Origin of the sequence: Nostoc sp. CCY 9925, assembly GCF_963920935.1 — a bacterium.
GTDB lineage: Bacteria > Cyanobacteriota > Cyanobacteriia > Cyanobacteriales > Nostocaceae > Nostoc.
Map to the genome: position 1 here is coordinate 14,195 of NZ_CAWUDO010000016.1, position 23,561 is coordinate 37,755.

The 23,561-nt window shown below is 40.9% G+C and carries 19 protein-coding genes and 1 pseudogene; 11 read left to right on the forward strand and 9 right to left on the reverse strand.

Features of this window, described 5'->3' with window-relative positions; genetic code table 11:
• Positions 1–17: 17 nt before the first annotated feature.
• Positions 18–860, forward strand: coding sequence for a glycosyltransferase family 2 protein (locus ACM0OY_RS11090; RefSeq protein ID WP_414568909.1), 843 nt, complete (start codon positions 18–20; stop codon positions 858–860).
• A gap of 70 nt (positions 861–930) precedes the next feature.
• Positions 931–2,085 (forward strand): glycosyltransferase, encoded by a 1,155-nt coding sequence (locus ACM0OY_RS11095; RefSeq protein ID WP_414568910.1) that lies wholly within the window; start codon positions 931–933, stop codon positions 2,083–2,085.
• A gap of 165 nt (positions 2,086–2,250) precedes the next feature.
• On the opposite strand, the gene ACM0OY_RS11100 is transcribed toward ACM0OY_RS11095, so the two are convergent.
• Positions 2,251–2,427, reverse strand: coding sequence for a hypothetical protein (locus ACM0OY_RS11100; RefSeq protein ID WP_414568911.1), 177 nt, complete (start codon positions 2,425–2,427; stop codon positions 2,251–2,253).
• Between the two features lie 61 nt (positions 2,428–2,488).
• Here ACM0OY_RS11100 and ACM0OY_RS11105 point away from each other — a divergent pair, with 61 nt between their 5' ends.
• From ACM0OY_RS11105 to glgP, 4 genes are all read left to right on the forward strand, one after another.
• On the forward strand, positions 2,489–3,289 hold the full coding sequence (locus ACM0OY_RS11105) for a WecB/TagA/CpsF family glycosyltransferase (protein ID WP_414568912.1): 801 nt from the start codon (positions 2,489–2,491) through the stop codon (positions 3,287–3,289).
• 193 nt (positions 3,290–3,482) lie between these two features.
• On the forward strand, positions 3,483–5,003 hold the full coding sequence (locus tag ACM0OY_RS11110) for a choice-of-anchor Q domain-containing protein (RefSeq protein ID WP_414568913.1): 1,521 nt from the start codon (positions 3,483–3,485) through the stop codon (positions 5,001–5,003).
• A 166-nt stretch (positions 5,004–5,169) separates the two neighbouring features.
• Entirely contained in the window at positions 5,170–6,024 is an 855-nt protein-coding gene (gene fghA, locus ACM0OY_RS11115; RefSeq protein WP_414568914.1) for an S-formylglutathione hydrolase, read from the forward strand.
• Positions 6,025–6,888: 864 nt separating this feature from the next.
• Positions 6,889–9,102 carry an alpha-glucan family phosphorylase gene (gene glgP / locus ACM0OY_RS11120; RefSeq protein ID WP_414568915.1) on the forward strand — a complete coding sequence of 738 codons (2,214 nt, stop codon included), beginning with the start codon at positions 6,889–6,891 and terminating at the stop codon, positions 9,100–9,102.
• A 168-nt stretch (positions 9,103–9,270) separates the two neighbouring features.
• On the opposite strand, the gene ACM0OY_RS11125 is transcribed toward glgP, so the two are convergent.
• The gene (locus tag ACM0OY_RS11125; protein ID WP_414568916.1) at positions 9,271–10,221 is read right to left on the reverse strand and encodes a general stress protein; all 951 of its coding nucleotides are present in this window, start codon (positions 10,219–10,221) and stop codon (positions 9,271–9,273) included.
• Between the two features lie 376 nt (positions 10,222–10,597).
• On the opposite strand from ACM0OY_RS11125, the gene ACM0OY_RS11130 reads away from it, so the two are divergent.
• Positions 10,598–11,365 carry a Uma2 family endonuclease gene (locus ACM0OY_RS11130; RefSeq protein ID WP_414568917.1) on the forward strand — a complete coding sequence of 256 codons (768 nt, stop codon included), beginning with the start codon at positions 10,598–10,600 and terminating at the stop codon, positions 11,363–11,365.
• Between the two features lie 247 nt (positions 11,366–11,612).
• On the opposite strand, the gene ACM0OY_RS11135 is transcribed toward ACM0OY_RS11130, so the two are convergent.
• The 6 genes and pseudogenes from ACM0OY_RS11135 to ACM0OY_RS11160 all read right to left on the reverse strand — a co-directional run bounded on the left by ACM0OY_RS11135 (position 11,613) and on the right by ACM0OY_RS11160 (position 19,362).
• Positions 11,613–13,313, reverse strand: coding sequence for a DUF1565 domain-containing protein (locus ACM0OY_RS11135; protein ID WP_414568918.1), 1,701 nt, complete (start codon positions 13,311–13,313; stop codon positions 11,613–11,615).
• A gap of 603 nt (positions 13,314–13,916) precedes the next feature.
• Positions 13,917–14,186, reverse strand: a complete 270-nt coding sequence (locus ACM0OY_RS11140) for a hypothetical protein (protein ID WP_414568919.1) — start codon at positions 14,184–14,186, stop codon at positions 13,917–13,919.
• A gap of 413 nt (positions 14,187–14,599) precedes the next feature.
• On the reverse strand, positions 14,600–16,981 hold the full coding sequence (locus ACM0OY_RS11145; RefSeq protein ID WP_414568920.1) for a phosphoketolase: 2,382 nt from the start codon (positions 16,979–16,981) through the stop codon (positions 14,600–14,602).
• 202 nt (positions 16,982–17,183) lie between these two features.
• Positions 17,184–17,354: pseudogene (locus ACM0OY_RS11150) on the reverse strand (Uma2 family endonuclease); the annotation flags it as partial.
• Between the two features lie 43 nt (positions 17,355–17,397).
• Positions 17,398–17,964, reverse strand: coding sequence for a ribosome maturation factor RimM (gene rimM, locus ACM0OY_RS11155; RefSeq protein WP_414568921.1), 567 nt, complete (start codon positions 17,962–17,964; stop codon positions 17,398–17,400).
• Between the two features lie 114 nt (positions 17,965–18,078).
• Positions 18,079–19,362 carry a valine--pyruvate transaminase gene (locus tag ACM0OY_RS11160; protein WP_414568922.1) on the reverse strand — a complete coding sequence of 428 codons (1,284 nt, stop codon included), beginning with the start codon at positions 19,360–19,362 and terminating at the stop codon, positions 18,079–18,081.
• A 382-nt stretch (positions 19,363–19,744) separates the two neighbouring features.
• On the opposite strand from ACM0OY_RS11160, the gene ACM0OY_RS11165 reads away from it, so the two are divergent.
• Both ACM0OY_RS11165 and ACM0OY_RS11170 read left to right on the forward strand, forming a co-directional pair.
• Positions 19,745–20,854, forward strand: a complete 1,110-nt coding sequence (locus ACM0OY_RS11165) for an S-(hydroxymethyl)glutathione dehydrogenase/class III alcohol dehydrogenase (protein WP_414568981.1) — start codon at positions 19,745–19,747, stop codon at positions 20,852–20,854.
• Positions 20,855–21,191: 337 nt separating this feature from the next.
• Positions 21,192–21,779: a Uma2 family endonuclease gene (locus tag ACM0OY_RS11170; RefSeq protein ID WP_414568923.1), complete on the forward strand. Its 588-nt coding sequence runs from the start codon at positions 21,192–21,194 to the stop codon at positions 21,777–21,779.
• Positions 21,780–21,864: 85 nt separating this feature from the next.
• On the opposite strand, the gene ACM0OY_RS11175 is transcribed toward ACM0OY_RS11170, so the two are convergent.
• Entirely contained in the window at positions 21,865–22,257 is a 393-nt protein-coding gene (locus tag ACM0OY_RS11175; protein ID WP_414568924.1) for a hypothetical protein, read from the reverse strand.
• Positions 22,258–22,465: 208 nt separating this feature from the next.
• Between ACM0OY_RS11175 and ACM0OY_RS11180 the strand changes: the two genes are divergently transcribed.
• Together ACM0OY_RS11180 and ACM0OY_RS11185 are read left to right on the forward strand one after the other, a co-directional pair.
• Positions 22,466–22,624, forward strand: a complete 159-nt coding sequence (locus ACM0OY_RS11180) for a hypothetical protein (RefSeq protein ID WP_414568925.1) — start codon at positions 22,466–22,468, stop codon at positions 22,622–22,624.
• A 246-nt stretch (positions 22,625–22,870) separates the two neighbouring features.
• Complete coding sequence (locus ACM0OY_RS11185; protein WP_414568926.1) at positions 22,871–23,539, forward strand: transposase; 669 nt, start codon at positions 22,871–22,873, stop codon at positions 23,537–23,539.
• Positions 23,540–23,561 lie beyond the last annotated feature (22 nt).

Below are 23,561 nucleotides of genomic sequence, written 5' to 3' on the forward strand. Positions count from 1 at the left end.
AACTAGAACAATAAACAATGAAAATATCAATTGTTACACCTGTATACAATGCTGCCAGTACTGTTGAAAAGACTATACTCAGCGTAATTAATCAAGATATTCAAGCTGAATTAGAGTACATTGTTGTTGACGGTGGGTCAAATGATGGAACTTTAGAAATAATTAATCGTTATTCAGATGACATAGATATTTTAATATCAGAACCTGATAGAGGTATTTATGACGCTATGAATAAAGGCGTAAATCTTGCCACAGGAGATATTATCGGTATTATAAATTCTGATGATTGGTATAATCCTAATGCATTGCAAATTGTTGAAAATAGCTTTCAGCAAGAACCCAAAATTTCAATTCTTTACTCTTCTATAGATAACTATTTTGAAGGTAAATATATGAATACTTTTATTCCCGGAGAATTAAAAAATTTAGTATTCAAATTTACGCTTAATCATCCTAGTTGTTTTGTGAAAAAATCCGTATATGACAAATTAGGTTTGTTTGATTTAAGCTATGAGATAGCAGCTGATTACGATTTTATTTTTCGAGCTTACAGGTCGGGTTTTTGCTTTCAATACGTTACAATGCCTCTTGTCTCTTACTCCCTTAATGGCATGAGTGGGAAACCATTGAACAAATTTAAGCAAATTCACGAGAGTTGGAAAGTCACCTCTAAATTTGCTAAACAAGAATCAAATAGTTTAAATATTAAACATCGAAAGTTTTATTTGACTTGGCTATTGAAAGAGTTGATAACTTTTCCTTTAAAATTACTTATCAATCCGCAAATATCAATAAAATTAAAAGCTTTTCTCAGAGATAAAATTGGTAGCTTACCCGCCGATCAGTATGGAGCATGGTAATCAAACTTAACAGCAAATTATTGTTGATTAGATAAGTTATGGCTTTACATAATCATCAAAAACATTTTTTATGAAAATTCTCTTCTTAACAACCATTATCTTAAGTAAAAATTGCAATGGTGGCGAAGTAGCTTCACAATGTTTTATTAATGCTCTGAGGAATCTTGGACATCAAGTTACAGTCATTGGATATTTACGCAAAGGTGATAAATTTGAACATAATCCTCAAGAAACACTAATAGTTGATGAACGTTATACGGAAACGAGTAAAACAAAGCTTTTCTTGATTTTTTGGCTAATAATAGCTTTTTTGAAAGGTTTACCATATTCTTCAGCAAAATATTATTCTCGTAATTACATTGCACTAGTAAAAAAGCTTTTAATCAAGGACAATTATGACGCGATCGTCATCGATCATGCTCAGTTAGGATGGATAGAGCGTTTAATCTCAGTAGAAAATAAATTAATTACTATTGCTCACAACGTAGAGTATCAGATATATGAAGATATTTTTCAGAAAGCAAACAACTTTATATCAAAGTTTATTTATAGACGTGAAGCTAATTTAATTAAAGTGCAAGAAGAACATTTATTAAACGCGTCTCAACAGGTCTGGACACTGACTGAGCACGATCAGAAGTACTTTTCTAATGTTGGAGGTTTAGGTAAAGTTAGAACATTTGGAATAACGCCTGGTTTTACAACTTTACAAGATAAAGCAGTAAGTAAATGCTTTGATATTGGTCTTCTAGGTAGTTGGATATGGAAAGCGAATAGAGAAGCACTCCAATGGTTTATTGAAGATATTTATCCTTATTTACCCACGGATTTCTTAATTCATATAGCTGGCAAAGGTGCCGATTGGCTAACTAATAAGTATCCTAATATTTACTATTGTGGTGTTGTACCTGATGCTCAAGAATTTATGGCTCAAGCAAGGGTAATTGCTATTCCTACTCTTAGTGGGGGAGGTATACAGATAAAAACTTTAGATGCTATTGCTTCGGGATCTTGTATCGTAGCAACTCCAGTAGCATTACGAGGAATTTCTTGTCTACCCTCAACAGTCAAAATAGCTGAAAAGCCAGAAGAGTTTGCTAATTTTATAATTTCGGCAGTCTCCTTGCCATTGACACAAAAAGTTTTTGAGGAAGCAAAAGATTGGTATCATATTCGGCAAGATAAATTCATTCATGACATAGCTTATGCAATCAACGATTTATGATTACTTAAACTGTAAATACATTATAAAAACAGAAAATTATCATTGTTATAAAAAGGTGTCTTTCATCCCATCTCTTCTAGGGATAAGATGAAAGACGCCTTTTTAGATCGTTAATCGTTAAGTGTTGAAAGTTAACAGTTATCAGTCAACAGTTAACGTCAAATCCTATCCCCTTTTAGGAGCGGGATAGTTATTCATTTGCCAGTCGGGCAGAATTAAATTCTTAATTATGGTTTCTGACCCCTGAATTCTGTTTTGCTGAAAATTTGGTGGTGCTTCTAGATGCGGATCTAAATCCCCCACTTCACGCATTGCTGAATTCTTCTTTTTGAAATTGCTCATTGTCACTGCAAAAAGCAATCAGCACTTTTTGATGGCCTCTTAACTCCAACACCACAAATTTATGAACTATTCAACAAGAGTAAATATTTGCGATATCCAGATAGACAAGTACCCATTCGATCGCGTAGTTGAAGCGATCGCACATCAGGCAATCTCAAGAAGTACTCCTAAATATGTGGTGACACCCAATGCACAGCATATTGTAGCACTGCAACACGATGCTCGTTTTCGTCTGATATATCACCAAGCTTTTATAGTGGTACCGGATGGTGTTTCTCTTTTGTGGGCAGCTAAGCTTTTTAACACACCACTGTCTGGCCGAGTAAATGGAACAGACTTGTTCGAGCATCTGTGCAAAATCAGTGCTGACAAAGGACTGAAAGTGTTTCTGCTAGGTGGTCGAACTGGAGCTGCAAAGAAGGCAAAACAGGTTCTAGAAGCAAGACATCCCAACCTCGATATTGTTGGTACTTATTGTCCTTACTACGGGTTTGAGTCAGACCCAGAGGAATTAAAACGAATTAACTTAGCGATTCAAGAAGCAGCACCAGATATTCTATTTGTTGGGTTAGGTGCCCCAAAGCAGGAATATTGGATATACAACAATTACCAAAAACTAGGCGTTCCAGTATCCATTGGTATTGGGGTCAGCTTTGAATTAGTTGCTGGGATGGTAAAAAGAGCGCCAAAATTCATGCAAAAAGCTGGTTTAGAGTGGTTGTTCCGATTGATTATGGAACCTAAACGTTTATGGCAACGTTATTTCATCGGAAACATCATCTTTATTCTGCTAGTACTAAAGCAGAAATTCAAGTTGTTGTGGTCTTCGTACATACCTATGCCCAAAAAAGATGTTGTATGAGCTGTAGCTTGGAAGTTTCTATAGGTCTGGTCTCAACTTAAATACAAGTACTCTACTTAAGTAGTCCTAAAGAATACATTAACTTATCAGTTGTTGCTAGCTTTGCATACACAGTTGTTTAGTGTAATCACAGTTGGCACACTTAGCTCTTCAAAGTAACTTTGAATGGCGGTGTTAAGAAAAGTGTGTTCCTATGTTAGCGAAAAGTCTTGTTTCAAGCTACTCTGTTGTACTAACCTGTGTATTGATTGGTTTCGGTAATGTACAAAAAGTAGCTTCAACAACAAATGTTCAGCCTGCATCTAACTATGAAGAAAAGACTGGTAATAATGGAGACTTAATAAGTACTACTACAGGTAGCTTTAACTCGGTTAAAGGCATTCATAATTCTAGAATTGGCGTTGGCAAATTAGCACAAGCTACTACCAGCAAGACGTACTACGTTTCTAGCACTGGAAACGATAGCAATAATGGCTTGACAACAACTACCGCGTTTCGGACCTTGCAACGAGCAGCAAATACGGTCTCAGCACCAGGGGATACTGTTTACGTGATGAACGGTACTTATACGCGTACAGATTCCCCTAAAGAAATCCTTGTGATTTGGGAAAAACATGGCACATCCACTGCTCCAATTACTTTCAAAGCCTATCCTGGACACAAACCTATCATCAAATCACAAAATTCTTTCGCCATTAATGTTGTTGGCTCGTCTTACGTGATTATCGAAGGTCTTGAGCTAATAGGAAATAACGACAATATCACTTTGGAGTATGCACTACAGCAAAAAAATAATTTGAACAACCCACTGACAAGTGGCATAGGGATTGCACTTAATCCATCCTTCTCAGCAGGAGTAATCAAAAACCATTCCCACCACGTAGTAATTCGCAACAACAAAATTTCTAAGTTTGGTGGTACAGGAATTGGCACATTTAAAGCTGACTACATCACCATTGAAAACAATATCCTTTTTAAAAATTGCTTGTATAGTCCTTTTGGAACGAGTGCCATTAGCATGTTGTTTAACTGGAATTATGACAACAATACCACTGACTATAAAATGGTTGTTAGAGGTAATCTCTCTTACAGTAATCAAAACCTTGTTCCCTATTATTATGCAGGAAAAATTACTGAAGGTAATGGGATTATGATTGATGATGCTCTAAATAAAAACGCGAATTCAAATCATCAAGCTTATTGGGGAAAAACCTTAGTTGCAAATAATATCGTTTACAAAAATGGCGCTTCTGGTATTCACGTATTTAGAAGTGCCAATGTTGATGTAATCAACAATACTACTTATCAAAACGCACAAAACCCTAACACTCAACATTTAGGTGAAATTGCAACCGTTACGGCTGAGCGGGTTAAGGTATTCAATAATATCATGTATGCGAAGAAAGATGGAATAGTCAACACTTTATATCAATCTCAGAATACCGTAATCTATGACAATAACCTTGTCTACAATTCCTCTAAATACACCAGTTCAGGCTTGAGTAACATTATTGGAAAAGACCCACAATTTGCAGATATAGCTGCAAGTAATTTCTCACTCAAATATGGTAGCTTGGCGATCGATGCTGGACTGAGTAGTTTCAATGGCGCGAAAGCACCAAACATCGACCAGCGTGGTGTAAGTCGCCCACAAGATGGTGATGGCAACGGTATTGCGATAGTGGATATAGGTGCGCTTGAACGCACACGTTGAACGAAAACATTATCAAACACCCATTCTCTACTAAAGCATAGGTTGATTTGAATTAAGCTCATCCCGTCCCTAAAAGGTCGATGAGGTTTCACGCGAACAGTTGACTGTTAACAGTCAACTGGTATAATCTTTCTCTGGCAACCGTTCAGGAAAGAGAATATAACCAATGGCTAACCTCAACCTGATTTCAGAATATAAAAGCTTTGGTGGCAAACTCGGCTTTTACAGCCATTCGTCATCAACCTGTAACGGTGAAATGCGCTTTGCCATCTATCAACCACCACAAGCAACTCAACAACCCGTGCCAATTCTCTATTTTCTCTCTGGTTTGACTTGCACTGAAGAGAATTTTATGGTTAAGGCGGGTGGGGTGCAGCGCTTTGCAGCTCAGTACGGTTTAATATTGGTTGCGCCAGACACTAGTCCGCGTAATACAGGTATTCCAGCTGAGGATGATGACTGGGACTTTGGCACTGGTGCGGGATTTTATATTGATGCTACAGCAGAGCCGTGGCGTCAATACTACCAAATGTATAGTTATGTCGTCCACGAGTTACCTGCTTTAATTACCGCAAACTTCCCAGTCCAATCAGATAAACAAGGTATTTTCGGTCATTCCATGGGGGGACATGGGGCGTTAGTATGTGCAATGAGAAATCCACAGCTCTACAAATCAGTATCAGCTTTTGCACCTATTACTGCACCTATGCGTTGTCCTTGGGGTCAAAAAATTTTCAGTAATTATCTTGGCAGCGATAAAGAAAGTTGGCGTGCTTATGATGCTAGTGAATTAGTCAAAAAAGTTGGATATCACAGTTCGATTCTCATTGATCAAGGCACTGCCGATAAATTTTTAGTTGAACAATTAATGCCAGAAGTGTTCGAGCAAGCTTGTGCGGATGTTAACCAGCCGCTACAGTTACGTTATCAAGAAGGCTACGACCACAGTTATTATTTTATTTCTAGTTTTATTGAAGATCATATCCGTCACCACACGATCGCTTTAGGATTAAGTCACTAACGGTAACCACATCAGTTATCGATGAAACCATCACTTTATTGTTTTTCAGGCAGCCAAAAGGTAATAGGTAATAGCGGAAATAATCTTACCGATAATTTTAATTAGGGAAAAAATTAAATATTTGAAACGAGGTCGCTTACTGCAATTTTTTAATGCGTTCTTTTTAAATTTATCTCCTAATTTTAATTATAGGGGTTCCCCTATTGCCCAATACAGTTCAGATAAGACCAAAACACTTGTAGAGACTGCGATTTATCGCGTCTCGAAAACCCAAAATTTTTTACCAGTAGCCTTTAACTGAACCGTATTGACCTATTGCCTTCTTATCTAAATAGCTATAAATTGATAATTACGAATTACGAATCAAAAATTACGAATTGTTACAGTAGTTTTCAATAAACTTCTATCATCAAGCAATTATTTAGTCAAAACTAAATTACCTACAACAGATATAAATAATTTTATTTTTATAAAAATAAGAAATAAATATTAACAACAAAACAAATAAATTCAAAGAATGTCAATGAATTTGATATAAAAAAATGTAATAATCCGTCTAAAAGCAGAGATAATCTTTAGAAGACAAAAACAATAAAAACCATTCATTTGGATAAGGTTTGATGTCTATAAGCTCCAACTTCAGGGGAGAATTCAACAACTGAAGACTCCGGCGTCATAAACCTGAAGAGGGAATAAAAGTGACTGTAAATTGGGCATGGGGTATGGAAGGCAGAGGGGCAAAGGGGCAGAGGGGCAGGGGGGAAAGACTTACTGCTATTTCAGCTCTAGTCCCTTGCTCCCTACTTTCCACTCCCGATTCCCCAGCCCCTAGAGAAAAAGTTTAGCGAGAGGGTGTAGATTAGTATGGTTAATAGCAGTGCAATAACCGCAGCACGACGATTGAGTGAAAAGTTACCTTTACCGCTCAAGCGTTTAGCAGATTTGGCTTATAACTATTGGTGGAGTTGGAGTGGCGATCGCGTTTCTTTATTCCAAACCATCGATCCCCAAGAATGGGAACGTTGTGGCCATAACCCAGTGGCGATTTTAGAGTCAGCAACCTATGAGCGTCTCACCCAATTAGCAGAAGATCCATCTTATCTCAAGCAGATATACGCCTTAGCGCGTGAGTTTGACCAATACATCAATCAGCAAGATACTTGGGTGAGTCGAGTTGCACCGCAAGTATCCCAAGAGCGCCCCATTGCTTACTTTTGCGCCGAATTTGGTATTCATGAATCCCTACCCGTCTACTCTGGTGGCTTGGGTATTCTCGCCGGGGATCACCTAAAATCATCATCAGATTTGGGTGTGCCTCTGGTTGGTGTCGGCTTGCTGTATCGCCAAGGTTATTTTCGGCAACGCTTGAACCGCCAGGGTTGGCAAGAAGATTATTATATTGACAACCCTTTTGGGCACATGCCCCTAGAGTTAATTAAAAATGACCAAGGGGAAGCGGTGACTATCCAAATACAAGTTCGCCAGCGGTTTGTAAAAGTGCAAATTTGGCGAGTGCAAGTCGGGCGAGTGACTTTATATTTATTGGATAGCGATCGCCACGATAACGATCCCATTGACCGTTGGCTAACGGGACACCTATATGGCGGTAACTTAGAAACCCGCATCGCCCAAGAAGTTGTTTTGGGTATTGGTGGCGTCCGGGCTTTGAATGCCTTGGGAATTGAACCTTCTGTCTATCACCTCAACGAAGGACACGCTGCATTTTGCACATTGGAAATTGCCCGCTTAGAAATTGAGCGGACTGGCAAATCTTTCTACGATATCGAAGCCAAGGTACGCAACAGTTGTGTATTTACTACCCATACCCCCGTTCCCGCTGGTCACGATGTCTTCTCGCCGGATTTAATTGACTCCTTCTTTGCCAACTACTGGCCGCAATTGCGACTGTCCCGCGAGCAATTTTTGGCATTGGGGGCAAGGCGACTGGGCGATCCTTGGGAACCCTTTGGTATGACCGTTTTAGCATTGCGGATGTGTCGGGCTTGTAATGGCGTCAGTGAATTGCACGGTCAAGTTTCCCGTAAGATGTGGACAGTTCTCTTTCCGCAGCGATCGGAAGACACGGTACCAATTGGTTACATTACCAATGGCGTTCATGCACCCACTTGGACTGCACCCCTGTTGGCTGACTTATATAATCAGTATCTCGGAGAAGACTGGAAAACTCGTGCCGTCGATCCCGAGATGTGGGCTAAAGTTGACGAAATTCCCGATGAGGAACTGTGGTCACGACATCTCATTCTCAAAGAACGATTGATTGCTTTCACTCGTTATAAGGTGAAGAAATCACGGGAGTTGCGTGGCGAAAATTATGAACTCATTCAAGCAACCGAAAAGCTGCTTGACCCCAATGTATTAACCATTGGATTTGCCAGACGTTTCAGCCCCTACAAACGTGGGGATCTAATTCTGCGCGACGCCCAACGGGCATTAAAGATTTTTGGGAACAACTCACGCCCAGTACAAATTATCTTTGCAGGAAAAGCCCACCCAGCAGATGAAGAAGGCAAGCGAATTATCCAGCGGTTAATGGAATGGTGTCATAATTCCGGTATTATTAACCGAGTCGCCTTTATTGAAGATTACGACATTTACACTGGACAAAAACTGGTGCAAGGTGTGGATGTTTGGTTGAATAATCCGCGTCGTCCCCTGGAAGCTTCTGGTACGAGTGGGCAAAAAGTCTGCTTTAACGGCGGTCTTAATTGCAGCGTTCTCGATGGCTGGTGGTGCGAAGGTTACCAAGCCGGAAAGGATGGCAAAGGAATTAACGGTTGGGCAATTGGTGAAGATGCTAATACTAGCGACCAAGTATTGCAAGATCGTATTGACTCCGAATCGCTGTATCAGCTTTTGGAAGAAGAAATCGTTCCTTTATACTATGACCAAGATGCTCAAGGTATTCCCCACCGTTGGGTACAGATGATGAAAACGTCGATTAAGACAAATTCGCCGTTATTCAACACTGACAGAATGATTGCTGACTACGTTTCACAAGTGTATGTCCCAGAGATTTCTAAGAAGGTAGAACCGATTTTGGCTAAAGTTTTGCTGTAAAGCACTTCCAAAAAATAAATTATCCCAAATTGTTTGTACATTTGTAGGGGCGCACAGCTGTGCGCCCCTACCCTATGGTTTAATTACCTGAAAATTGCTGTAACTTGTCTTTATAAACTATATTCTGAAACTCAAATAAGTTTGCCATGTCAATGGCAGCGCTCACTTTTAAGAACGAATTAACATTGGGTCATAAATTTGACACTCTTGAACACCATACTTACCCAGAATCAAGCCAGCAGGGTCAAGCTCATTGTCTGTGCCACTAACGATAAGTATGTAATTACCTTGCTCAATTTGCTCGTTGTAAAAGCGTGCCCACTCATCTGGTATTCCTAGCCTCACAGCGTCAAAGCGATCGCTTAAAATAACACCTGTCGATCCAATCAATTGAGGAAAGTCTTTGGAAATTAAAGAAATCTGGCTTACTGGAAAACCTGCAACAAGCATATCGTTAATTGTCGCTTCAGCATTATCTATACGATCAAAGTAATTAATTGCATACTTGGTCAAAATTCCACTTTTATTAGGAATGGCAGTAACAGAAGTTGTTGTGGTCAAATAATTTCTACTTCCATGTTCACTGTTGAAATCCTCGTAAATGCCGAACTCTTCAATACCCCAACGCTGTAAAATTGCTTCTACTTGAGCAATTTCTAAAGATGTACAATCGACAATTATTAAATAGTGTCCATCCTCTACTCGCTCGTTATATGCTCTAGCTTGCTCTTCTGATATTCCCCAACCAACTAATGCACCAGCAAAAGTCCCAGTAGCAGCACCAATACTTGCTCCCACAAGGGTTGTAACCAAAGCAGTTGCCGCTGCCCCAGCCAGCATTATTGGCCCGACTCCAGGGATTGCTAAAGTCCCAAGACCTACCAATAAACCAGTCAAACCACCAACAGCGCCCCCTGAAAGTCCTCCTACTGTTGCACCTTCGTCAGCTTTATCAGCAGTTTCATTATTAGCAATCTCATGATTGCGGTCTGCGTTCTGTACAACCACAGATACTTTCTCCATCGCCAAACCAGAATCTTTCAATTCATGTAGTGCCTGTTCTACATCTCGACGATGAGTAAATACGCCTACAACGCGTTGATTTTGACTTAAAATCATTATTACTCCTTGGTACCAGGGAAAATTAATTACCTGCAAATCTAGTGTTTCAGTACTTGTAATCTTAAATACAAATTTGTTTAACTGAAATTCATCTTAAGTAGTAAGATATATCTCCAAATGCTGCGATCGCTACGTCCTTAAGACTTAATTAACTCCTCCATACGAACAATTTCTAACTGCAAAATCAGTGGGTGAGTCGCTATGACTATACTATTTTGCTTGAATCAAGCTACGGTTTTTGCAGGTAAGAGTAATCCTGTTGCTGTCTCTCGAATGCTGATTATCTCGTTCACATACGGGGCATGTGAACGATGAAAAGTTCTGCTTTACGTTCTGGAAGCGATAAAATCAAAAATAAATTCATGCTGTGTTTATGGCAACCCAACTCAGCCAAGCCAAATCTGCAACTGAACTGGTAATCTCTTGGGAAGCCTTGCCCAAAGACTTTCAACTAGAGGATGAACCAGTGGAGAATACCAGTCAGCCAATTTTGGCTGGTGCTTTGCGTGAAAGCCTAGAAATCAGTGGATTCATTCAACCTCAAATGTTGATAGCTTCAAACTTTGGTCTTTGTGCCACTGTCAACGGACAATTTATTGCCAAAGCACCAGACTGGGTTTATGTGCCATCGGTGAATGAAGTTCTAGGAAATCGTAAAAGTTATACACCGAATTTAGAAGGAGATATTCCAGCAATCGCCATCGAATTTTTATCCGATACTGAGGGTGGAGAATATTCGGTCAAGCGAAGTTATCCACCAGGAAAATGGTTTTTCTACGAGCAAATTTTACAGATTCCCATCTACGTAATTTTTGACCCAGATGGCGGTTTATTAGAATATTATCAACTCGAAAATCAACGCTATGAGTTAAAGCAACCCGACGAAAATGGCCGTCATTGGGTTGATGTCATGGGCTTATTTTTGGGAACTTGGCAAGGCACAAAAGAAGCGCGAACAGGTTATTGGTTGCGCTGGTGGGATCGAGACGGGAATTTGTTACCGTGGGCTGTAGAACAGATTGAACAGGAACACCAACGCGCCGAACAGGAACGCCAAGGTGCCGAACAAGAACGCCAGCAAAAAGAACGACTGATTGCTTATTTGCAATCTCAGGGTATCGACCCGAATAATTTGCCTTAGTTTGAGTAGGTGCAAAAACCTTTGGTAGGGGCGAACAGCCGTTCGCCCTTAGATCATTTCTGGAGATGTCTAGTTTACGCACTCACAATATAAGGTCAGGGCAAACGCATCTAAATTACTCTTGATCACAACGAAGGTTAAAAACCAACGAAAAAATCAGGATTTCGCGCTTGATTATTTTTTAAGCCCCAAAGCGATCGCCTAAAATTTTCGCAATAAGCAAGAGTTAATGACATTAATTTTAGTTCTATTGAGAATAGACTTTGCTTGTTGACATGATGCGGCCGCCCTGAATATAAGGTGAATCGATCGCTGCCACACGACCAGCATCTACCAAAGCTTGATATACCATCGCAGCTACTTCAGCACGCGTGGCATCGCGGGTAGGATTGAGTTGTTTGAGATTAGGGTGATTAACGATAATCTCTTTTTGAATAGCTTTGATGACTTCATCTTTAGCATAATCAGGAATCTTTGCTTGGTCATCAAAAGTTTTGCTGGTTGCTGTACCATCACCAGATAACCCCAATCCATTCACCAGGGAGACAATTACTTGCACACGCTGGATATTTTTGTTGGGACCAAAAGTATTATCGGTAAAACCAGAGAGAAATAAACCTTGATATGCTTGTTGAATTACCTTAGATGCCCAAAAGTCTGCTGGTACATCTTTAAATTTTGTAACTGGACGGCTTGGGGGCGGGTTGAAAGCTTTTACTAGCAATGCTGCGTATTGCGCCCGTGTCATTGTAGCATCAGGTTTAAATGTGCGATCGGGAAAACCATTAATTATCCCAAATTTGACTAATTCCCGAATAAATGCACCTGCCCAATGATTAGTAATATCAGTTAATTCGATTGTAGGCGTGGGAGTGGGTGTTGGAGTTGGCGTGGGACTGGGTGTTGGAGTTGGCGTGGGTGTTGGAGTGGGAGTGGGTGTTGGAGTTGGCGTGGGTGTTGGAGTTGGAGTTGGCGTGGGAGTGGGTGTTGGAGTTGGCGTGGGTGTTGGAGTTGGAGTTGGCGTGGGAGTTGGAGTTGGCGTGGGTGTTGGAGTCGGCGTGGGTGTTGGTGTTGGAACCGAGGTATCTGCAAACTCTACCTTTCCTGTGACTTTAGTCGGATCTATAGTATTTCCCACAGAAACCAACTTGTTGGAACTGGCATTTTGCAAATCAAATTTACCGTTATTGCGTAGAGTGTTGCCTCCTGGATTATTGGTACTGCCGATATCCGGTAGGGCACTTGCAATTATAGTTAGACCATCATCAGTGTTATTTTCACTCAAATTATTCCGCAATACAGGACGCGCAGTACCAGAGACGACGATTCCAGAACGGTTTTCAGAAATTTTGTTATCTCGAAGTATGGGTGATGCACTATCACTAATGGCAATGCCAAAACCTGTTTTGAAGAAAGTATTACCTTGAATTTGACCTTGGGAATTTTTAGCGATCGCAACTCCATTGGCTGCATTCTCACTGAACACATTACCTAGAATAACTGGGTTAGCATCGCCTGTAGCAAATACTCCTTCCCGCTTACATTGAGTGAAAGTGCTATTAGCAACAGTGGGGGCAGTTGATTCAATCCAGACACCACTACCGCGGGTAGCCAGATTTGTTACAGTCACTCCTCGAAGTTCGGCTTTATCAGCTAGCACAAAAGTGACATTTTGACCAGCAAAAGTACGGCTGAGGTAACTACCACTTCCTTCAATCAAAATGCCGTTGCCTTTGTTGGCTTCATTACCCACCACTGCTACTCCAGATGGGATCGCTAGTGGAAAGACTTCACCGCTAGCAGCATTGTAATTACCATTTGCCAGTTGAATCTTAGTGTCAACTGTAGCTACCTTCAGGGCTTGCGTAATAGTTTTAAATGGGGCTTGTTGACTACCCGCATTAGTATCGCTGCCTGCTACTGGATTTACATAAAAAGTTTGAGCCATATTTATACTTCCAAAAAATACATAGCTATCCTAGCGCTAACCATGAAAATGAGTAGTGTTTGATGCATTAAATATCTGAAAGTACTTTTCACTCCAAAGTTATAAAATTATGCAAATACTTTAGGATTTCACTAGTAGTCGGTCAACCTCAAATTTATGAGTGAGGCTAGAGCAGTGGGGATTTTGAGGTTCTGAAGTGAATGAACGAGTATTAAATCGCTTTATTTTCCGTCGCTTTGGTAATGTAGCGAAGAATTGACTCAAAATCTTGGCGGATTTCCACGATTTGTCTTACCCAAGTGTTAGAAGCAGCGATCAGTACTTCCAACAATTTTGATCGCGTTCATTGTCTAACCCATGACTGAAGATTAGCTGTATCTCCAACTGCGTTAGAGCCTTGACGCATCCGTGCCGATTTATTTTCATTGGCAGACTGTAAACCCTGTGATCCACAGACTACAACAATTTCCTTTTCAACATACAGCAAGATACAAATAAGTTTCCTATGTGAAAGTAAAAATTAATCATTTAAACTTCTTTTAAATCGTCTGATTCATTTAATCTATCTGTTTTTTCTATTTCTTGTATTTCTGTATTATTTGGTTATTGGTTTTTAAGTGCCTCAAAGAATTTTCCCAAATTCTTACCTCTAACTTCCTTTTCTGAAGAAGGCGCTTGGAAGGGTCGGGCTGTAGAAACAATTCGCGCAGGTATATTAGAACTCTTTATATTTTGAATGTAACTTTCACTATAAGGAAGTGGAAAATTCCCATTATACTTATCATTTAAATCTTCAGCTTGTTTAATAATGCTATCAAAAACATAAGCGCTATTATATGCATGATCTAAAACTTTTAAGTATTTAAGATACATCTTCTACTAATGCTCCGCTATTACCTGTTATATGCAAAATAGAGCCTTCTTGAGTTGATTTAAAGCTTTGAGTTTGAACCATATATCTGCTATGTATCAGTTAAAAAACAATATTTTAAAGCCAATAATAATTATTACTCTGGATTGATATCAATATTTACTTTTACAAGAACCTCCTGTTACCCCCGTAGTGCCCTTTCTGACTGCGGGGTTTTTAATTGCTGGTAAGGATAAAAAATAACGATTACTTTCAGCTTCTGAAAATATGCTTAGATTATTTTTGAATATTTAAACAAGGTACTTCTAAAAAATATATTATCCACTAGGATAGAAGGATCTTTTCTGCGTAAGTCCTAAAAAAGGGAGAAGCAGGGAGAAGAGTTTCCCCTCTGCCTCTTTCCTATTGTTACCTGTTAATACGGCCACTTCCAGTCCCGAATTTCGGGCATATCGTCACCGTATTTCTCAATGTAGTGCTTGTGTTCGATCAGTTTATCTTGCATCTGCTGTTTGACATAAGCTGCCTTAGATCCGAGTTTGGAGACGCGATTGATGACATCAATTACGAGATGGAAGCGATCTAAATCGTTGAGAACAACCATATCAAATGGGGTGGTGGTGGTTCCTTCTTCCTTGTAACCGCGCACATGCAAATTCTGGTGATTGGTGTGGCGGTAGGTTAAGCGATGAATTAGCCAGGGATAGCCATGAAACGCAAAGATGATCGGTTTATCTGTGGTGAAAAGCGTATCAAAGTCTCTTTCACTCAAACCGTGGGGATGTTCGCTTTTTGGCTGTAGTGTCATTAAATCGACTACGTTGATTACCCGCACTTTTAAGTCAGGGAAGTTCTGGCGCAAGATATCTACAGCCGCCAAGGTTTCTAAGGTGGGAATATCCCCAGCACAAGCCAGTACTACATCTGGTTCGCCGCCTTGGTCGTTGCTTGCCCATTCCCAAATGCCGATGCCTTTGGTGCAGTGCTTGACGGCAGCATCAATGTTGAGATATTGCAATGCTGGCTGCTTTCCAGCAACGATGACGTTGACATAGTTGCGGCTTCTCAAGCAATGGTCAGTTACGGATAGCAGAGTGTTGGCATCGGGGGGCAAATACACGCGAACAATCTCTGCTTTCTTGTTAACCACATGGTCAATAAAACCTGGGTCTTGGTGAGAGAAACCGTTGTGGTCTTGTCGCCAAACGTGAGAAGAAAGTAGGTAATTGAGGGAAGCAATTGGTCTACGCCAGGGAATGTCTATGGTAGTTTTCAACCATTTGGCGTGTTGGTTGAACATGGAGTCAATGATGTGAATGAAGGCTTCATAACAGGAGAAAAAGCCGTGGCGACCTGTGAGGAGATAGCCTTCTAACCATCCTTGACAACAAGTTTCGCTGAGAATTTCCATCACTCGACCGTCCGGGGAAAGATGGTCATCTTCCGGGAGGGTCTGGGCTGTCCAAGTTCGGTCTGTGACTTCAAACACAGCATCCAGACGGTTGGATACCGTTTCGTCAGGGCCAAAGATGCGGAAATTGCGTTTTTCTTCGTTAAGTTGCATGATATCCCGCAGGAATCTACCAGCAACTTTAGTAGATTCAGCGATCGCTTCACCTGGTTCGGGAACATCTATGGCATAGTCTCTAAAATCCGGCATCTTTAGGTCATGCAGCAGGATACCGCCGTTGGCATGGGGATTGTCACCCATGCGTCGATGCCCTTTGGGAGCTAGTTCTGCTAGTTCCTCAATCAGTTTACCATTGCTGTCGAAGAGTTCTTCTGGTTTATAACTCTTCATCCAATCTTCTAGGAGTTTCAGATGTTCTGGCTGTTTGCTGATATTGCCAAAAGGAACCTGATGCGATCGCCAATAACCTTCGGTTTTTTTGCCATCCACTTCCTTCGGTCCCGTCCAACCTTTGGGAGTTCGCATGATAATCATCGGCCACTGGGGACGTTCAGTGAAACCATGTACGCGGGCTTCTCTTTGGATACTTTGAATTTGGGCGATGACTGTATCTAGAGTTGCCGCCATCTGTTGGTGAACATCTGCGGGATCGTGACCTTCTACAAAGTATGGTTTGTAGCCATAGCCTACAAATAAACTCTCTAATTCTTCATGGCTAATCCGTGATAATACTGTTGGATTAGCAATTTTATATCCATTCAGATGCAAAATTGGCAGTACTGCACCATCACGCGCTGGGTTGAGAAACTTGTTGGAGTGCCAACTAGTCGCTAAGGCACCAGTTTCGGCTTCGCCGTCACCCACAACAGCAGCAACAATCAAGTCTGGGTTATCAAACGCAGCACCGAAAGCATGGACGAGGGCATAACCTAGTTCCCCGCCTTCGTGGATGGAACCAGGAGTTTCCGGTGCAACGTGGCTGGGAATACCACCAGGGAAAGAGAATTGTTTGAAGAGTTTCTTCATTCCCTCAGCATCTTGGGAGATGTTGTGGTAATACTCGCTGTAAGTACCTTCTAAGTAGGTGTTGGCTACCAGTCCGGGGCCGCCATGACCAGGCCCAGCAATGTATATCGTGTTGAGGTCATATTTTTTGATTACCCGATTGAGGTGAACATAAATGAAGTTCAGCCCTGGTGTTGTTCCCCAGTGACCCAAAAGCCTGGGTTTGACGTGTTCTATTTTTAGCGGTTCTCTTAGTAGCGGATTGTCGAGGAGATATATTTGCCCAATTGAAAGATAGTTCGCTGCACGCCAGTAGGCATTGATTTTACCTAATTCTTCATCTGTTAAAGGCTTTGTTTGTGGAGTCGTTGCTAATGTCATTTCGACACTCCATTACAAAAGGATTTTGACGGTTTCGTTCAGTATGTAATTATACTTATTTTCCAGATGATAGCCATCTAACCCATGATAAATTTTTCCAGCGTTTGTGAAAAAATTCCTTGGCTTTGGGCACTGGATATGAAGCGATGTCTACGATCGCTAGCATAAGTTATTAATTAATAATTATTTAGTCAATATATATTTATGCTGAAATATTACCTGCTTGAAAAACTTGCTGAGCAGTTAAATTTAACTCTGTAAATCTTGGGGAATCAATGCGCTGTGTACCCGTAAACTTGCTAATTTGATACTCACCTTCATCCAAAGAACCAATTAATATCGTAGGTTGTTTTGGTTTTCCAATAAACCCCCTTTTTTGTAAAGTTTGGGCCATTTTCCAGCCTCGAAAATTTTAACTAATTATTAATTTCCAATAATCCAGGTGGCGGCGTAATTTCAATGCGACGTGTTTGTAAGTTTACCACTGGGGCGATCGCTTCTACAAAGGGAATCAAAACAGTCTTTTGCTTTTTGTCAGTTGCCAATGGTTCATGCAATTTTACTTCTAATAAATCATTGCCGGCGGGGATGATATCTACCACCGTACCAACGAGTTCGCCAGATGCTTGCATGAAGACTTCCAAGCCAATCAAATCGAGGACATGATATTCATTTTCGCCTAATTGGGGGCGATCGCTAGCTGGCACCATTAACTTACAACCCCGCAGTGCCTCTGCCTGATTGCAATTTTCCACTCCAGCTAATTTGATGACATACAAGTTTTTATTACTGATGTAACGTCCTGCCAATAATTCGATTGGTTGGGGTTCTGTCTCACCGGGACGCAACAACCAACGCTTTCCCGGCACTTCAAATCTTTCAGGGAAGTCCGAGTCAGGATAAACTCGTAACTCCCCAGACAATCCCTGAGGTGCAACAATCTTACCAATTTCTAGCCAATCATCGGATTTGTCATTAGTCATTAGTCATTAGTCATTAGTCATTAGTCATTGGGCATTGGGAAGAGGATGGGGAGCAGACGTTTCAGAGCAGAGGGGGAAGACTTACTGCAACTTCCCCTCTGCCCCACTCGCTCATCACACACTCACAGCTGTACGTTGATAGGCTTCTTCGGCTACTTTGGCTAAACGTTGCATACCAGTGACAATTTCTTCATCGCTGCCAGTGAGGCTGATACGGAAGCATTGGTGTTTGTGTGCCCATTCTTCGTGTAAACCGGGGAAGAAGGTACTTCCAGGTACAATGATGACACCTACTTGTTTGAGTTCTTGGTAAAATTCCCAGTCTGTGATGGGTAAATTTTCTAACCACAACCAAGCAAAAATTGCTCCTTCACCGCGATGGAGGAACCAAGGTAAATTCTTGGGCATTGCTTGTTCTAAGCTGGTTTCTAAAACGGCAAACTTATTTTGGTAGAAGGGACGAATCACAGTTTGAGAAATTTCTACTAAAGCACCAGAGTTAATTGCTAAGGCTGCGATCGCTTGACCATAACGGGAAGAATGTAGACTCGCGTTTGCCTGAAAACACTCTAGCACTTCAATCCACTTTTCATCCCCGATCGCAATACCAATCCTTTCTCCTGGTAATCCGGCTTTGGATAAACTCATACAGTGGAGAATATTATCGCCAAACACTGGGGTCATTTCGGTAAAGTTTAATGACGGGAAGGGAGGTGCATAAGCCGAATCAATTAGCACTGGCATATTGTAAGGCGAGGCTAGGGCAGCAATCTTTTTCACTTCGTCATCAGTGAGAACGTTACCGGTGGGGTTACAGGGGCGAGAGAAGATGACACAACCAGTGTTTTCAGTAATTGTGACTTGGCTGAAGTCTGGGCGATATTTAAATCTGTGGGCGGCTGCATCGATATCGAGAGTTGGTTTGTAGGCAACTAAGGCTTTTGGTTCCAAGCAGATACCGCCGTAACCGGTGTAGTCAGGACTCAGAGGTAAAACGATTTGTTTTAACTGGCCGGTGCTGGTGTAGCCACCGAATATATTTGCAGCGTAGAAATAGAGGGTTTGACTACCAGGGGTGATAAAAATATTGCGATCGCCCAATTTTAACCCGTAGCGTTTGTTAAAGTCGTTGGCGATCGCTTCAATTAATGGTGCATACCCTTGGCTTGACCCGTAGCGACAAACTACCTCACCATATTCTGGACTAGCCAAAAGCTGTGCAGTGCAATCCCGCCACAACTGTTCTACCTCCGGTAAAATCAACGGGTTACCAGCACTCAAATTAATAAACTGCTGCCCTGAACCGGCTCGTAACGTTTCGATAATATCCTTCATGATTGCTCTGACGCCAGTCAGGTTGGACATTTGAGCGCCAATTTGTGTTAGGGCAGGGTTCATAAGCTGTAATAAAATTTATTAATTGAAGGTGGACAAATTACTTGGGGTTTGCTGCTGACATCAAGTTTACATCGTTGCCAAAACAACTTTTTCCGCCTTTAACCAATCTAGCTAGAGAATGATATTTTTACAAAGTAATATTCGAGGGGAGTGGGGAGTAGGGAGTGCGGGTATGAGGAGGATGGGGAGACAAGGAGACAAATTACAATAAGTTTCTTTCCTCCGAAGTTCTGAGCAGAGGTTTCCTCTGCTCAGACTTCTCTCCTTGTCCTCTTCCCATGCCCAATGCCCCATGCCCAATGCCCCATGCCCAATACCCTTAAACCACTCTCCGATATAAACTCAAATAAGCCAATTGACAAACTATACAGGAGGGTTGACGTTGCAAGTTAAAGCAGCAGTCGCTTATAGCGCAGGTAAGCCGTTGACTATTGAAACGGTTGAACTATCTGGGCCACAAGCTGGGGAAGTGTTAGTCGAGATTAAAGCCACTGGGGTTTGTCATACCGACGCCTATACCCTTTCTGGTATTGATCCCGAAGGTTTATTTCCGGCAATTTTGGGACATGAAGGTGCTGGTGTGGTGGTTGAAGTAGGCGCTGGTGTCACCAGTCTCAAACCAGGGGATCATGTGATTCCTTTATACATTGCTGAATGTCGTCAGTGCGAATATTGTTTGAGCTTCAAAACTAATCTCTGTCAAGCTATTCGCCAAACCCAAGGACGTGGTGTTATGCCCGATGGCACTAGTCGCTTTAGTATTGATGGGCAGATGATTCATCATTACATGGGTACATCTACTTTCGCCAACTATACGGTGCTGCCGGAAATTTCCTTGGCAAAAATTCGGGAAGATGCCCCATTTGAGAAAGTTTGTTACATTGGCTGTGGCGTGACTACTGGTATTGGTGCAGTCATTAATACAGCCAAGGTGGAACCAGGGGCAAATGTTGTAGTTTTTGGCTTGGGTGGTATTGGCTTAAATGTCATCCAAGGGGCGCGAATGGTGGGAGCAAATATGATTGTTGGGGTGGATATTAATCCCAGCAAACGCGGCTTAGCAGAAAAGTTTGGTATGACGCACTTTGTTAATCCCCAAGAAGTAGAGGGTGATTTAGTTGCCTATTTGGTTGATTTAACAAAAGGCGGTGCTGATTACAGTTTTGAATGTATTGGTAATGTGAAAGTAATGCGTCAAGCATTAGAATGCTGCCACAAAGGTTGGGGTGTGAGTGTAATTATCGGTGTTGCTGGTGCTGGAGAGGAAATCAGTACTCGTCCTTTTCAATTAGTAACTGGAAGGGTTTGGAAAGGTACGGCATTTGGTGGGGCTAAAGGGCGTACAGATGTGCCAAAAATTGTTGATTGGTATATGGAAGGTAAGATAAACATTGATGATTTGATTACCCATGTGATGCCCATTGAGCAAATTAATGATGCTTTTGATTTGATGCACAAAGGTGAATCAATTCGGAGTGTGGTGACTTTTTAATTCGTAATTCGTAATTCGTAGTTCGTAGTTCGTAATTCGTAATTATGACTCCATAGCTGAAGCTATTTGTTCTGAAATCAGGAAGGAATTCTCTAACTAACTATAACTAAAGTTAGTTGGCTTCTCCAATAGTTACGAATTACGAATTAGTAATTATTTCTCCATCACCAATGAAATCAGGATATTTTAAGCGATCGCTCTTATCCAAGTGAAGCTACAACAGATGATTTACTGGAATAATAGCCAAATCTTTGAGTTCTAACACTTCGTTTAATAGACAAGGGTGCGTTACCCTATTGATAATAGACCAATTGCCACATTTTGTGAGTTAATTAATATGGTTTTACAAACAGAGAAGCTTTACTACACCCCAGAAGAATATCTGGAATTAGAAGAGAAGGCTGAATATAAAAATGAATACAGAGATGGAGAAATTATACCCATGCCAGGGGGAACAACTAACCACAATAAAATTGCACTTAATTTTTGTAGAAAATTTCCCCTCACATTTCAAGGTCAAGCTTATGACACATACATAGCTGATGTCAAATTAGCAATACCTCGTTATCGCATTTATACTTATCCTGATGTTATGGTTATCAAAGGTAAGCCAATGTATGAGGGAACAAGTAAAACAATTATTACTAATCCCTCGTTAATTGTTGAAGTCTTATCAAAGTCAACTAAAAATTATGACAAAACAGATAAGTTTAAATATTATCGTTCGATTCCTGAGTTTCAAGAATATATTATGATTGACCAGTATAGTTTTTCTGTAGAACAATTTGCAAAGCAAGCAGAAGGTCAATGGATTTTTAAGGAATATGAAGGTGAAGAGGCTGTTTTAGTCTTAGATTCTATTGATTTTCAAATTACGTTACGAGATATTTATGAGCGAGTTGATTTTGAGTTGATTGAGGAATAAAACAGGGGTTAACAATTCAAAATTCACGCATTAAAGACATTAACATAGGCATCATTCACTGTGAATGATGCCTATTTGTTGCTTGTTACGCGGTTTGTGTAGAAGCGGCTTTTGACTCTGCGGTGGATTTTATCCGCGTAATGCTGGCTTTACGAATGCGCTCGCTCTTGCGTACTCCGCCTGTCATCTCGTATTCCCGACTGTTTTTGCCATACCTCGACGCCACACCATTAACCAAGCGTTCTGACGTTTCCCGAATGTTCTTTTCAAGGGTTTCTATTTTTCCCTTTGCTGTGTCAAGTGCAGTTAGCATCATATTATACTCGTCAATCTCGTTGCGGAGTTCCCCGGTTAACTCAGTTAAATGATTTACACTGATGGAATCACCAAAGTCAAGGCTGGAATTAATCGATTTAAATCCGATTAATTTCTGTTCGGTTTTTTCTAGCAAGGTAGAGCTTCTTTTTTTGCGTGGCATCAATGAATACTTTTTACTAAACTCTATCTTTCTAGGGTGTCTCAATAAGGCAATGTAGCGGTTCAGTAAAGCTTACAAAATAAAGTATTTTTTGTAATAAGATTTGATTTTTAAATCAGTAATTACACGAAAATAGATAACAAATCGTTGAGAACGGACTTGCGTTGTGGACGAATAGACTTGTGTTGTGGACGAACGGACTTGCGTTGTGAACGAATGGACTTGCGTTGTGGACGAATGGACTTGCGTTGTGGATGAATGGACTTGTGTTGTGGACGAATGGACTTGTGTTGTGGACGAATGGACTTGCGTTGTGGATGAATGGACTTGTGTTGTGGATGAATGGACTTGTGTTGTGAACGAATAAGAGAGACGCGATAAATCGCCGTCTCTACAAAGCGTTAATTTTTATGAAAAAAACCCGATGCGAACCGAATTGCACGCGATCGAGAAAAGTGTCACAAATACACCATATTGTAGAGACGCGATTCATCGCGTCTTCTTCCTTCCCATCATTTACATAGCGCGAATAATTCCGAGTTTTTTGGGTTGGCAATTACATCAATGCAAAGCAATAATTACATAAATTTTTGTATCAACCAAAGATGTAATCATGAATCATTCCGATCCTCAACCAGAAAACAACAAACCCAAATACAAAGGTAAATATCGAATTGAATCAACCCGTTTGCCAGCATGGAGTTATGCCAGCAATGCCGGATATTTCATTACTATTTGCACCGACGGGAAAAAATGCTTTTTTGGTGAGGTTGTAGAGGGCGAAATGCAGCGATCGCCAATTGGAGAAATTGCTCATAAATTGTGGTACGAGATTCCTAATCATTTTTCTAATTGCCAGATAGATTCGTTTTGCGTCATGCCTAATCATATTCATGGGATTTTGGTTATTAATCAAATACGAGAAGAAGGCGTGATCAATCCACGAACACAAGAAGAAGACGCGATGAATCCACGAACACAGGAAGAAGACGCGATGAATCGCGTCTCTACAAGTGAACGGGGGGATATTCAACGGGGTGGGGTTACTGGGTTATTTAATCCGATGTTATCTAAAAATTCCCTTTCTAAAATTATTAGATGGTACAAAGGACGATGTACATTTGAAATTAATCAAATATATGAAGGTTTTGGATGGCAAGAAAGGTTTCATGACAAGATAATTCGTAATGAATTCGCCCGCGATCGCATTAGACAATATATTATCAATAACCCAATCAATTGGGAACACGATTGCGAACAACCACCCCATCCCCCCTTGTAGAGACGCGATTCATCGCGTCTTC